This window comes from Pontibacillus sp. HMF3514 (assembly GCF_009858175.1).
Classification (GTDB): Bacteria; Bacillota; Bacilli; order Bacillales; family BH030062; genus Pontibacillus.
Genome location: NZ_CP047393.1, coordinates 2476012 through 2488874 on the forward strand (window position 1 = coordinate 2476012; position 12863 = coordinate 2488874).

At 38.1% G+C, this 12863-nt stretch carries 11 protein-coding genes; 6 read left to right on the forward strand and 5 right to left on the reverse strand.

Annotated elements, in window-relative coordinates; genetic code table 11:
- Nucleotides 1-2 precede the first annotated feature (2 nt).
- The 3 genes from GS400_RS12875 to GS400_RS12885 form a co-directional block, all read right to left on the reverse strand.
- Nucleotides 3-635, reverse strand: coding sequence for a 2OG-Fe(II) oxygenase (locus GS400_RS12875; RefSeq protein ID WP_370519687.1), 633 nt, complete (start codon nucleotides 633-635; stop codon nucleotides 3-5).
- Nucleotides 636-917: 282 nt separating this feature from the next.
- Nucleotides 918-1769, reverse strand: a complete 852-nt coding sequence (locus GS400_RS12880) for an amidohydrolase family protein (protein ID WP_160102381.1) — start codon at nucleotides 1767-1769, stop codon at nucleotides 918-920.
- Between the two features lie 9 nt (nucleotides 1770-1778).
- Nucleotides 1779-4856 (reverse strand): GNAT family N-acetyltransferase, encoded by a 3078-nt coding sequence (locus GS400_RS12885; RefSeq protein ID WP_160102383.1) that lies wholly within the window; start codon nucleotides 4854-4856, stop codon nucleotides 1779-1781.
- Nucleotides 4857-5214: 358 nt separating this feature from the next.
- On the opposite strand from GS400_RS12885, the gene GS400_RS12890 reads away from it, so the two are divergent.
- On the forward strand, nucleotides 5215-6330 hold the full coding sequence (locus GS400_RS12890; RefSeq protein WP_160102385.1) for a phosphatidylglycerol lysyltransferase domain-containing protein: 1116 nt from the start codon (nucleotides 5215-5217) through the stop codon (nucleotides 6328-6330).
- Nucleotides 6331-6458: 128 nt separating this feature from the next.
- Nucleotides 6459-7181 carry a YwaF family protein gene (locus GS400_RS12895; RefSeq protein ID WP_160102387.1) on the forward strand — a complete coding sequence of 241 codons (723 nt, stop codon included), beginning with the start codon at nucleotides 6459-6461 and terminating at the stop codon, nucleotides 7179-7181.
- Nucleotides 7182-7203: 22 nt separating this feature from the next.
- On the opposite strand, the gene GS400_RS12900 is transcribed toward GS400_RS12895, so the two are convergent.
- Nucleotides 7204-8121 carry a response regulator gene (locus tag GS400_RS12900; protein ID WP_160102389.1) on the reverse strand — a complete coding sequence of 306 codons (918 nt, stop codon included), beginning with the start codon at nucleotides 8119-8121 and terminating at the stop codon, nucleotides 7204-7206.
- Nucleotides 8122-8184: 63 nt separating this feature from the next.
- A complete protein-coding gene (locus tag GS400_RS12905) occupies nucleotides 8185-9465 on the reverse strand; it encodes an ATP-binding protein (protein ID WP_236560929.1) in 1281 nt (426 codons plus the stop codon).
- A gap of 162 nt (nucleotides 9466-9627) precedes the next feature.
- Here GS400_RS12905 and GS400_RS12910 point away from each other — a divergent pair, with 162 nt between their 5' ends.
- The 4 genes from GS400_RS12910 (at nucleotide 9628) to GS400_RS12925 (ending at nucleotide 12743) form a co-directional block, all read left to right on the forward strand.
- Nucleotides 9628-10869 (forward strand): dicarboxylate/amino acid:cation symporter, encoded by a 1242-nt coding sequence (locus tag GS400_RS12910; protein WP_160102391.1) that lies wholly within the window; start codon nucleotides 9628-9630, stop codon nucleotides 10867-10869.
- 280 nt (nucleotides 10870-11149) lie between these two features.
- Nucleotides 11150-11575, forward strand: coding sequence for a DMT family transporter (locus tag GS400_RS12915; protein WP_160102393.1), 426 nt, complete (start codon nucleotides 11150-11152; stop codon nucleotides 11573-11575).
- A gap of 17 nt (nucleotides 11576-11592) precedes the next feature.
- Nucleotides 11593-12288, forward strand: coding sequence for a Crp/Fnr family transcriptional regulator (locus tag GS400_RS12920; protein WP_160102395.1), 696 nt, complete (start codon nucleotides 11593-11595; stop codon nucleotides 12286-12288).
- 11 nt (nucleotides 12289-12299) lie between these two features.
- On the forward strand, nucleotides 12300-12743 hold the full coding sequence (locus GS400_RS12925; protein ID WP_160102397.1) for a DMT family transporter: 444 nt from the start codon (nucleotides 12300-12302) through the stop codon (nucleotides 12741-12743).
- Nucleotides 12744-12863: the final 120 nt, after the last annotated feature.

A 12863-nucleotide genomic window follows, 5' to 3' on the forward strand; every position in this document is an offset into this window, starting at 1 on the left:
ATTTATCTCACTTTCTTCCTCCGCATCCACTGGGTTGCGACCCATTTTTCTCCCTTCACAACAGGATTGCCGCTATGGAGCGTTAACTCATTAAGTTTACTGTCGCTATAAAAATACTCAAAATAAACAGCCATGCCTTTTTTTGGAGAAACAGCCAAGTTCAAATTCGGAAAAAGGGTTTCCCCGCCTTCCTCAACGTCGTTTAGATATAGTATAAGGGTAGAGATGCGATTATTGTCGGATTTTTTAAAGTAGTCGTAGTGGGGTTTATACTCTTGGCCAGGTTTATAGTGTAGAATTTGGAGCCCTTCCGCGTGTTCGATTGGGATACACATCACATCGCTCAAACGTTTTTCGATTCGGTTGATAAGATCGTTTTCGTTCTCTTCAAAGAACATGCCGCTGCTCGTGCGCTCTTGACTTGTCTCTTTCGTTTGTCCGATTTTCGATCGGGATAAGCGGTCTCTGGATTGAGCAATTAATGCATTGCACTCTTCGTGAGTTGCGACGTTGTCCAAGACCACGACGAGAGGTTCCTCGTATTTTGATACAACATCGACGACTTTGTCTTCAGTGTCAATCTGATTGCCTCGGTGAGAAAAAATGGTTTGTTCCTGATTTGTTGTTGATACCAAGATGGAACACCCTTTCCATTCAATAAAATATATTCTCATTATATTCTAAAAAAATCCAGTAGAAAACAAGAATTATCTATTTTTCCATTTGATAGAATCAAAGAAACAAACAAGATGATCGTGATCGAATGACGACTATTATGAGATCAAGAGAACATATTATTAAGCATGAATTCTTATCATCGCATCATCTTCTTACACGTTCCCTCCTCACTCCCCACAGCATTCATAATCACTCATCTCAAAAAAACGAACCTACCCGCAAGTAAGTTCGTTTTCGCTTTATATTAAATGATTAATCTTCGAAAATAGTCTCTTCGCATTCCCATAAAACACATCTTCATGATCCTTCTCGGGCACCAGTGCTCCAATAAACTCAGCATAATCCTTAATTGGCGCTAAAGGCCAGTCTGAACCAAAGAGCAATTTCTCATAATGGCCACAGTATGTTAGAGCATGCCTGACATGATCAAAATAGTTTCCTTCTAGCTTCCTATCAAGCGTACTTTTCGTTCCAACCACCCAACCAGAAAGATCTGCATACATATTAGGATTTTTATAAACAATCTCCGCTCCTGTTAACACCCATGGGTCACCCAGGTGAGCCATCATAAAATTCACATCTCTACGCATTACAGCTACTTCATCTAGCGTTAGAGGATGCGAGTATTTCAGCAAAGCTCGCTCTGAGTACGTATCTCCTGTGTGAAAGACTACGGGAACGTTATAAGCAGCTGCTAGATCATAAACAGGTTGATAGATTTCATCGGTTGCATAGTACGGATAATAGCCTAGGTAGATTTTGATCCCAACGACTTCTGGTTTTTGCAGTTCTTTTTCTAAGCGGTCTAATCCGGATTGATCTAAAAGATACGGATTCACCCCAGGGCAGACAGCTACTTTAGATGGTAATGAATCCTCTAGATCTAGACCCATGGGAGAAGAAGCACGGTGGTCAGGAAACCCCATTTTAGGAGTTTCCGTCACACCCATTCCGATTGCACATGCAATGTTTCCCTCTTCCATTTCTTTCGTTAAGCCTTTTCCTGAATAATCAACATGAGATAGTTTTCTTGCTGTGTATTTGAACGTTTCTATATCTGAAAAATGAATATGAGCATCAATGATTTTCATAATCGACACCTACCTAAACGAAAGTCCATGAAATGGATGATTGTCAGGAGAGAGTTCATCCTCATCAAAGAATAGAATCGTAGGATTTAACGAGATTACATCACCTGATGCTGCGGACCATCTTTGGAATGTTTCCACAAGACATACCTCTGGATTTAAGTACAAGCCTTCGTCCTCATTTTTAATTGGATGGATCACGTGAATCTTTTCTTCTCTTTCATCTGACCCTACTGTAATGCTCGGTGCACTTTTCATGTGATATTCTTCTACCCCAGCATAGTATGTGTGGAAGACGCCCTCTGTTTTCATGTTCGTAAAGCAGGAAGAGAGCTTTTCCGCCGGTTTGAAGAATGCCTCTAAATCCAGGATCTCATCTGAGAACGTCCGGTTTGAGCCTTGATCTACCTCTGCGTAAATCGCCATCACAGGCACTTCAGGTAATGTGAGCGCATATTGACGAAGTGTTACACCCTTCATTTCCTCATGCTCGGTTAACGTAGTCGATAAGCACAGCCCTTTCCATTCGTTGCCTAGGTGATCCTCTTTTGTCACGGGGGCTACTTCTGTTTTTTCTTTTAGCATCGAGTATGGGCTAACCTTACGTAAGTTGTAGCTTAACCCACCTCCCCATGGATTCCACCACGCTTTTGGTCCTGGTTCAGGGTACTGATGGTGTAATGCTTCGTTCCCGTTGTAGGTCAGAGAATAGATGCCTGGAAAATATTCTGAAGATGCTTTAAAGGATATTACACCATTATTTACTGTCCAACGATCCTCTTCCTGATTTACTTCAATCTCTCGCTTTCCTTTAACAAGTTGCAGAGTTTGAAGTTCAGCTTTTTGCCCTTTGGAACGGAATTTTCCTGAAACTCCTTTAACTCCAGGAGATTGATAGTCTAATTGAATATCGATTTGATTCACACCATCATCTTCAGTTGTCTCTTTGATGTACGTCTGTTCGTCGTGCTGAACCGTTAACGTGCCAGAGACATGAGGTGTAAACTTGGAACGAAAAGCAAAATCGACCTTTTCACCAACTGTTGATACAAATCTATTCTTATCAGCCTCTAGTGCAAAAGATGAAACTTCCTTGATATCTTTTACCTCTTCACCCAACACGAGTTCTCGCCAATTTGACCAGGAAGTTGCTACATTTACGCCGATTTGAATAGGTCCGAAACATATTTTCTCATTTGGTTTGAGTGTTTCCACTTGATATTCAATTCCAAAACGCCAACTATCTTTCTTTAGCAAGGCGTCTTGAGACCATGACAGTCCCTTAGTCTCCCCACTCGGTTTAGACAAAAATAGCCATTTCTCTGAGATTTCCTTATCACGTATCAATTCGAAATACGGGATAGTCCTTTCACGATCAACCATAACGCCCTCTTTTAATGGAAGTGTAATACCTCCTAATTCGGCAATAATAGGTTGTTTTAAGAAAAGGTCTGCCTTTTTATCCGAACTGTTATTCACCAATTCATGTTTAACCTCAACCATGCCATCCCCATAAATGCTGTAGTAGGTATTGAGCAATACCGAAGAAAATGCTTTCGACTCTAATGTCGTTTTGATCACAAAGGCTTCTGGAAGTTCAATATATTCAACTGCTCTTGCTTCCTGTTTAGACATTTCATCATTATATGGCTTCCCAATTTTAGGAGAAATGAACGTCATTGGTTTCTCCTTAGAACGAACGGATCCTATTTTGACAAGGTTGTTCCGTTTTTCAATTTCCACGTAGTTCGGGCCATTATAGCCGTACCATTTTTCTTCGGTTTCACCACCAAATTTTCCACCAAAGCCTGGGAATGCTAGTGTCAGTTTTGTAGTGAATGAAAGCTCTTCCCCACTTGATCGTTCGACACGTACTTGAACGTATTCAGATAGGAACCCATTCTTAAGCAATTGACACGGTAACGGAATGGAAACACGACCTTTGCTTTCGACCTTCGTGCTCACTACTTTGTTTTCCGACTTCACCACATCGTTCTCGGGAAGGTTTAGCGTCCATGTGGAATCCTCATCAATTTGACTTTCCATATCAAGATATAACGTGCCTTTCTGATTTGGACTCCAGTTCTTTGCTACAGAACGGAGATCAAGTTTCCCCATTTTTATTGGGAAAACTCCCATATGAAATGGAAGCGTTGAACCGTTCACTTTTATATTTGCCCCTATAGCAGGGTGCGTTTTCCAAGGGTTTGGTTCATTCTTTGGCATGGAGATGGTTACAGGAAGTTTTCCAACCCACTCTTCAGTCACTTGAACGTCCTCTTCGGATTTTTGTTCCACAATGTCTGATGACTTATCAGAAATGGATACCTTAAACGGTTCAGACGTTTTATTAACAACACGGTAGGTTACCTCATGCTCTTCATTTTCAAGCAGTTTAAACGCAGGAAGGTTCATTTCAACTAGAAGGTCCTCTGTTTCAATGAGTCGAATCCCTCTTCCGGTTCGCTCAAATTGAATGCGAACAAACTCATCGCCCGCTTCCCACTTGTACTCATAAAACGTAAAGTCACCTTTCTTTATCCCATCTGGCTTAATTTCGATAGGACGCTGACTGGTCTCGTACCAATCATGCTTTTCAAAGAAAGGACGTAACCAATCGATTTGTAAAACCAAAGGCAGGAAGTTCATTAAGTGTGTGGTATCGTCACGATCCTCCCAAAAGAACCCGACCTTTTTATATAGGGGAACGGCCTTGGTATTCCCTGGCCATGTAAATAGATCTAGACGAGGCCAGCCATACTTTACGGTTTTATCGATTGATTCTAGTAACATCTTCTTCCCAAGCTTTAACCCTTGATAATCAGGATGTACATTGATAACCGATATATAAAGCGCTCCGACATCTTCTGTATATTCAGATAGTCCGCAATACCCCACGACTTTATCGCCAACGAGGGCAAGGAATGAATGAAGATGCGTGGAGTTGGCTTCCTCTTCGATCACCTCTTGTTCGGTTGTAACGGAGTTGTCACCACCCCAGTTTTCTCCACTTTCATTCCACATTTGCGCAACACTTTTTGCGTAATCATCATGATACTCAACAATTTGTACTTTCTCTAACGTCTGCATACGTCTACCTCCAAGCTATGTTATCGTTCGCTATCGACCAAACATCACCATTTCCTTATATTGACTCATTGTGATAATACTGATCATCACTAACTCCTCCTTTCAAATATGTATTGGAAAAATTATCATGCAATTCATAGTTTATGAGGTTCTGCCTACAAAGTAAAGAATATTCAGATATAATTTTAGATATGCATAAAAAAGTGCCTGCCACCTCCCGAATGGTGTCGAATTGAATGTTGTTGTTCGACAAATTCCGGGACGTGACAGGCACTTTTCATGAAAAATTTTTCTACTTATAAAACACCTCATGTGTTATCTTTATAAAGGTGAATATTCGCAGGAGGTTTGTACTCATATGTCCTATTTAGATATCATCCTTCTATCGCTTGGTATTTTTATTGTCTATTATATAAAGAAGTTTCTGGATAAATCGGAAACATCTCACAAAAACTTAACGTTTCCTTTGGAACAGATCACCTCCTTTTTAAAAGAAAATGGAGGAAATCATATATCCCATTTAACCTTACTACAAGATAAAGAAATATTTTGGGGACAACAGCAAAAGGTATTAATTGCATATAAACGTATTGCTAATAAAGTTGTGGTATTAGGAGATCCTATTGGAGAAAAACCCTATATAAAAGAAGCTATAAAAGAGTTCTATGAATATAGTGAACGTAACGGATTAACCCCTATATTTTATCAAATCAGTCCTCAATTTATGCCCTATTATCATGAAACAGGCTATAAATTTCTAAAGCTAGGAGAAGAGGGGAAGGTTAACCTCCAAAGCTTTTCTATATCAGGGAAACAAGGGGCAAAATTACGAACAAGATTTAATAAGTTTGCTCGGAATTCTTACACATTTAGTGTTGTTTACCCGCCTTATACGGAAGAGCTTCTGTCAGAGCTAAAGCTTGTTTCAGATTCATGGTTAGGAACGCAGAAGGAAAAGGGGTTTTCAGTCGTATCTTTTTGTGAAGAATATGTTTCCTGTTATCCTATCGCTCTTTTATCTGATCCAAATGGCGACATTATTGCCTTTGCAACATTAGCAACTGACTACAAAGAAACCATTATCATCGACTTAATGAGAAAAGCTTCAGATAGCCCCCATGGAACGATGGATGTATTATTCATTCATACCTTCCAATGGGCAAAAGAAAAAGGCTATCAAACCTGTAGCCTTGGGATGGCACCTTTATCAAATGTTGGTGATTGTAAATATTCGCGTATAAGTGAAAAGCTTCTTCACTTTGCGTATCTCCACGGAAATTCAATTTATAATTTTAGAGGACTTAAAGCTTTTAAAGGTAAATTTGCTAGTACATGGGAACCGAAGTATTTAGCTTACAAAAAAACATTCCTCCCAGTTACACTTATACAATTACTCTTACTCATTAATAAACAACCAACCCCTAAATATAAGGTAGTTGAGAAAATTAAATATTTATTATCAAGAACAGGATAATGCATGAAAGAACGATTGGCTTGGTTATAATGTAACCAAGCCTTTTTCGTTGAAAAGTAATGTTAGCCACCTTATTGCTGAAAATTCACACTTCCTAACGTGTAAAATTAAAACTGGTGAGGTTATTTATGAAATCATACATTTTGCCGGATGGTCAAAATTCGTTCAATTTATTTTCGACTGTACATCTTGTTACGCTGTTGGTAGTTGTTAGTGTGGCAATATTGATGCTTTTCTTTCGGGAAAAATTACGAACCAAGCCTTATTATTTTATTGCTCGCTTTTCGTTATTTATATTGCTGCTCCTTTCGGAAATCAGCTTGCATGTGTGGCTATATTGGATAGATGCATGGGAATACAAACACTCCCTTCCATTCCATTTAAGTAGCATTACTTTGCTTTTATCAGCTTTTTTGCTTTTAACGAGGCGTTTTTCTATATTTGAATTCACCTATTTTGCAGGCCTTGGAAGTGCTTTACAGGCAATGATTACTCCAGACCTTAATGCGTACACCTTTCCCCATTATAGGTATGTTCACTTTTTCATCTCACATGGGGGAACCGTTCTTTCCAATCTTTTTATGGTATTTGTGGAAGAATTCCGCCCCACAGTTCGCTCTATTTGGAGAGCTTTCTTGTGGTTAAACACCTATGCCTTCGTTCTCTTCTTTGTTAATTTGTTTATTGGCGGAAACTATATGTACTTATTGAGGAAGCCCGCCAACCCTTCCATTCTTGATTATTTAGGTCCTTGGCCTGGTTATATTCTATTGCTTGAAATCATCACTATTGTGACTTTTTTTATTCTTTATTTACCTTTTTGGATCACAGATTTCAAAAAGAGACATTAATACACGGCTACTCAACTGTGTACTACATTTGCCTTTTCACTTCTATATACAAACAGCTTACAAATTTTTTCGTATTAACACTTTGATTAGGTGCACGAGGTGTTTGATCTTTTTTCAATTCATGGATCATTTTCGTTACCTGGCTGAATTCAAAAAGCTTCGTCGCATAATGTTCAAATGTCGGATTCAAATAATCACTCAAACCTAGTGATGCTATGTGTTCTATTGCCAGTTGTATAGCACGTCGAACCCTTTGTTCAATTGCTTTGACTTCTTTTTTTATTGCGTCCTTTTGTGCGTCAACTCCTAATTTTTGTTCAGCTACTTTTGAAAACACCTCTTTTAAAGAAGGGAATTGAAATTGCGTCGACTCAGAACTTTTTTCATATTCATATATAACTTCTAAAATATTAAGTAAGTCCTGGCTGCCCTTCTCACCTATAATCCCTAGATCTGAAAGTACATGATTCCCGATTTGTTGAATGTTTGTTTCCCTATATGGTTGAACCTCACTTTTAGTTGGAGGCTGATGAAGTGACCTCAAGGTATGTTGTATATTTTCAATGGAATTTTCTAATTGGATACGTTCCCTTACTTTTTGCAGGACACTGATAACCTCTACCCTGTTAATAGGCTTATTGATGTAATATTCAATACCTAAAGAAAAAGCTTCACCTACAAATTCTTTCGATTCAACCTGTGAAATCATAATTATTTTCCCATTAAATCTAGATAGAGATCGTATTGTTTCGATTCCATCTCGCTCAGGCATTAAGATATCGATGAACAAGATATCTACCTTGTGATTGAGAAGTATTCCATCATCTACATGGATCCCATCATCACGTTCTCCAACGACTTCTCCAAGATTTTCACCCTCTATAATGTCAGTTATCATAGTCCGAATTGATAGATCGTCATCTGTAATAAAGTATTTCATCATGTAACTCCTTCCCTTTCGTAGTTAACCCATGTCTCCTTACGTCCCGAAAAAGAATTGAGGTTATTTTACAAGTTGGTTTATCGGTAACTGAATCTTAAATGTGCACCCTTCATGGTGATTTTCAAGTAAAATGCTTCCCTCTAAAGATTCAACAAGAGATTTCACATAAGATAATCCGATACCAGTTGAAGGTTCACCTGAAATATCATACTTCGTCGTAAAGCCATGCTCGTACATTAAATAATGGTATTTTTCAGGCACTCCTGGACCGTTGTCAGAAACTCGAAACTCTACGTGTTCCCCTACTTTTAAAATATGTATACAAACCTGTCCACTTTCTTGTATGGCTTCTACGCTGTTTGATACAAGATTATTTATGAGAGACAACGTTGTAAACGTTTGATAAAAGTCATGCTCACCATCAACTTTTAAATCAAAATGAATTTCTTTACCTAGTAATTGAGCATATTTTTGATTAGATTTCACAACGAGTTCACCTATCTCAACTACATTCATGACATCTTTAATATCCTCATGGGAAATTAATCGTGATAACCCTGCAAAAATTCGATTATTATCCTTTTTTATTTCGTGTACTTGACCCGCAATCTTTAAGGCATCTTGAGAATATGGGTTCATATCAGAAGTATGATTCTTTAACTGACGATATAGGTTATAACTGTCTCGTGTAACGTTTTCTGCATGATGCATTGTCTTCTTTAACTGTATGGACTCTTCATATAAGTTTGAGATTACTAAGGCCATCTTTTCATTCCGCTTCCGTTGTTCCTCTTCCTTCATTTTTGTTTCTTTTAATAAAGAAATATTAAAGAACCCAACTACAAAAAAACTTCGAATAATAGCAATCATGAATATTTCAACCATCATGATGAAAGTAAATGAATTATTTAACAGAAGGAAACGAAAGAGAATTTCGCTTAAGCTCGCCACAACTTCAATCAGTACTCCGAAAACACCAATCCACATCGGCTGTTCGTAAAAGCGGGGTATTTTAGCTAAAGAAAAAGCAATACCATAGGTGAAGTAATAAAAAAAGACAGGAGCATGAATTCTAAATGTTTCCTCCCATCCATACGTCTCCACAAATAGCTCATCTAAGATTAGTCGGAAAACGACTACAAAAGCTCCTACAAATAAGCCTGATATAATTGGATTGATCTTACGAATCCACAATAGAAAAAGAAAAAAGACTGGTGTTCCAAAGCTGACACGGAAGTCTCCATTAAACGGATGAAACTTAAGTTCACCAGCAAGTGGAACAGCAACTAACATGATTCCAAATATAATTAAGTTTTCTTTAAAATCTCTTTTATTCATCATTCTCATATTTTAAATGATAAAAAAATCGAAGGCTATATGATTTTTCAAACCTTTACAATTATCAGAAATATCAAAATATATTTTATGTTTAAAAATAGAATTTTGTAGGATTTTATAGTTCGTATTCTACAATCGATTTATCACTATTAAAGGAGGAAAATCATGCAAGGGAAAAAGCTATTATCTATGATATTGATTTCGTTTGTTCTAGCTATTGCTTTAGGGGCTATTTTTGGTCCAGCAATAGAGATTGTAGAGCCACTAGGAACAGCATTTCTAAGATTGATTAAATTTATTATTGTACCACTAGTACTGACATCACTGGTTGTTGGTGTTGCGAGTACTGGTGATATGAAAAAATTAGGTAGAATGAGTATTAAAACAGTAGCTTATTATTTAGTTACAACAGCATTTGCTATTACGATTGGTATAATCATAGCAAAGATTATGGCGCCTGGAGCAGGTTTGGATATCTCTATACCTGATCAAACAGTAGAATCAAAGGAAGCGCCTGGTCTGGTTACGACATTATTAAACATTATACCTACCAATCCCATAGAATCCTTAGTAGAAGGTAACATGCTTCAGATTATCTTCTTTGCTATTTTTATTGGACTAGGAATTACCTTAGTTGGTGACAAAGCAAAAGGTGTATATCAATTTTTTGACGGCTTTGCGGAGATCATGTATAAGGTGACTAATATCGTAATGAAACTTGCACCAATTGGTGTATTCGGCCTCGTAGCTCCTATTGTAGGAGAATATGGATTGTCTGTTTTACTTCCACTTTTAAAGGTTATTTTGGCTGTAGCCATTGGAGCACTTTTACATGCATTGATTACTTATTCCACAACGGTAAAATTGTTAGGGAAAATGAGCCCGGTCAAATTTTTCAAAGGTATTGCCCCTGCTAGTTTAGTCGCTTTTAGTACACAAAGTAGTTCAGGTACACTCCCTGTTACGATTAAATGTTCTGAAGAAAATTTAGGTGTCTCTAAAGAGACAAGTAGTTTTGTTCTACCACTTGGAGCTACCATAAACATGGACGGAACAGCATTGTACCAAGGTGTATGTGTGCTTTTTGTTGCTCAGTTCTATGGAATTGACCTTAGCTTGGGTCAATTACTTATGATTGTATTGACAGCAACGCTTGCTTCGATTGGAACAGCAGGAGTCCCAAGTGCAGGGTTAGTTATGCTGACGATGGTTATGACATCTGTTGGTCTTCCATTAGAAGGTATCGCTCTTATTGCAGGAATTGACCGAGTTCTAGACATGTTTAGAACATCTGTCAACGTAACAGGAGACGCTTCAGCCGCAGTTGTCGTGTCTTCCCTAGAAGGGGACCTAAATCATGACTCAAGCATCAACCAAACTCCAACAACAGAAGGATATACTGGATAAGGTATATATACATTAATATAAAAAGCTGCCTCATAAGGATTAACACATTATGAGGCAGCTTTATTTATATTCATTACACTCCATGACTGCTCAATACCTCTTTCGAGAAAGTGCCTGTCACCTCCCGAATGGTGTCGAATTAAACGTTGATGTTCGATATATTTCGGGTAGTGACAGGCACTTTTATTATTCCAAGCATTTTTTTATACATTTAGGGACATATGTCCTTTAAAATCCATCCTTCTTCCTTTTAAATAGATTCAGGATAGGAGGATGCAATATGAAAGGTGCTTTATTTTCACTGTTTGGTGGATTATGTATTACCATGCAGGGCATTTTTAACGCAAGGATGAGTGACGCAATTGGTGGTTGGCATACAACTTCCATGGTTCACATTATTGCCTTTATCATAGCTATGTCTGTATATATGAATGTAAGAGATGGGAAAGGGAGAAGTTTTAAGAAGGTGCCCTTTTTATATTTGATTGGGGGATCATTTGGAGTTATTGTTGTCTTTTCAGAACTGACAGCGATTCATAAAATAGGTCCAGCCTCTGCCATCGCCATACTTCTCGTTTCACAAATCCTAACAGCCTTTGTTATAGAATCAAAAGGATGGTTCGGTGAAAGGAAAATTCCAATAACATTACGTCAGGGAGTAGGTCTTACGATGATGCTTGTCGGGGTTATCCTTTTCCAACTATAAAAGAAGGAGTTTATACTGTGAAAGAAATACAGCCCATTAATATAGCTTCATACATGAGACAATATAAACTGGATGGGTTATTTCCTGAGTATTTTCAAAACCATATCAAGTTATATGGTTTTCAGACAGGAGATGTTCTTTTTTCAACAGGGGAAGAACTAAGTGAACTATATTTTCTTGTAGAAGGGAAAATTAAGATTTTCACTCTATCTCCTGAAGGAAAGTCTTTAATTAATCGATTTAAACGTCCACTCGCTCTTATTGGTGATGTTGAATATGTCAAAGGGAATGTGGTCATGAATTCAGTAGAGGCGGTCACGGATGGGTTCATGCTTGCAGCCCCTTTCTCTGAATTAGAAAAACTTGAACAGGACCATCCCGCTTTTATACGTTTCTTACTGGAAACCGTTTCTCATAAATTTTATACCGAATCTCATACGACGAGTATGCACATGCTCTATCCAGTTGAAGTTCGACTTGCAAGCTATTTGTTATCGATCTCCTCTTTAGGGGAAGGGACGATGTTTCATCAGGAAATGCGAACTTCGAATTTAAGAGAGCTGGCAGAATGGATTGGTACGAGTTACCGTCATCTGAACCGTGTGTTAAAGAAGATGGCTTCAGACAATATTATTGAACGGTCTAATGGTTCTATTATCATTCAAGATCTCGATAAACTCAGTACTCTAGCGAACGGGAATATATATGAATAGGAGAGCTTCAGATGATAGGAATAGTATTAGCGATTATAGCGGGCATCTTAATTAGTCTTCAAAATGTATTTAATGCTCGAGTAAGCGAAAGAACGGGCCCTTGGGCTACAACGAGCCTTGTCCTAGGACTAGGGCTCGCCTGTTCATTAGTCGTCTTTTTTTCCATTGAGGAAAAAAGTCTTCTAGAATTCGGGAACGTGAACCCCATATTTTTATTTGGCGGTGTCTTTGGTGTAGGAATCGTATTCTTTTTGATGAGAGGTGTAACGCTGATAGGCCCGGCCTATGCAATCTCCATCGCCCTCATCTCCCAAATCGTTATTGCCTTTACAATTAATACGATTGGCTGGTTCGGCTTTGAAGCTTCTGCTCTTACTTGGCAGAAGCTCCTTGGGATTACGTTGTTGATTGGCGGAGTGCTTGTCTATAAGTTAGAAAAACAAGCAGATCATTAAGAATTCAGTTCGTGCCTGCCCCCCTTTTCCTGTGAAAATAAAATTAAATCATTTGAAAAAAGGTTTATATTTTGTCTATACTATTAGAATTCGCTTTAAATATATGACACGATAGGAGTG

Excerpts from the sequence above, each read along its gene's own strand:
- GS400_RS12910 (WP_160102391.1), top strand. The coding sequence starts at position 9,628 with ATGCAAGGGAAAAAGCTATTATCTATGATATTGATTTCGTTTGTTCTA.
- GS400_RS12890 (WP_160102385.1), top strand. The coding sequence starts at position 5,215 with ATGTCCTATTTAGATATCATCCTTCTATCGCTTGGTATTTTTATTGTC.
- GS400_RS12895 (WP_160102387.1), top strand. The coding sequence starts at position 6,459 with ATGAAATCATACATTTTGCCGGATGGTCAAAATTCGTTCAATTTATTT.
- GS400_RS12900 (WP_160102389.1), bottom strand. The coding sequence starts at position 8,121 with ATGAAATACTTTATTACAGATGACGATCTATCAATTCGGACTATGATA.
- GS400_RS12880 (WP_160102381.1), bottom strand. The coding sequence starts at position 1,769 with ATGAAAATCATTGATGCTCATATTCATTTTTCAGATATAGAAACGTTC.
- GS400_RS12885 (WP_160102383.1), bottom strand. The coding sequence starts at position 4,856 with ATGCAGACGTTAGAGAAAGTACAAATTGTTGAGTATCATGATGATTAC.
- GS400_RS12925 (WP_160102397.1), top strand. The coding sequence starts at position 12,300 with ATGATAGGAATAGTATTAGCGATTATAGCGGGCATCTTAATTAGTCTT.
- GS400_RS12905 (WP_236560929.1), bottom strand. The coding sequence starts at position 9,465 with ATGATGAATAAAAGAGATTTTAAAGAAAACTTAATTATATTTGGAATC.
- GS400_RS12915 (WP_160102393.1), top strand. The coding sequence starts at position 11,150 with ATGAAAGGTGCTTTATTTTCACTGTTTGGTGGATTATGTATTACCATG.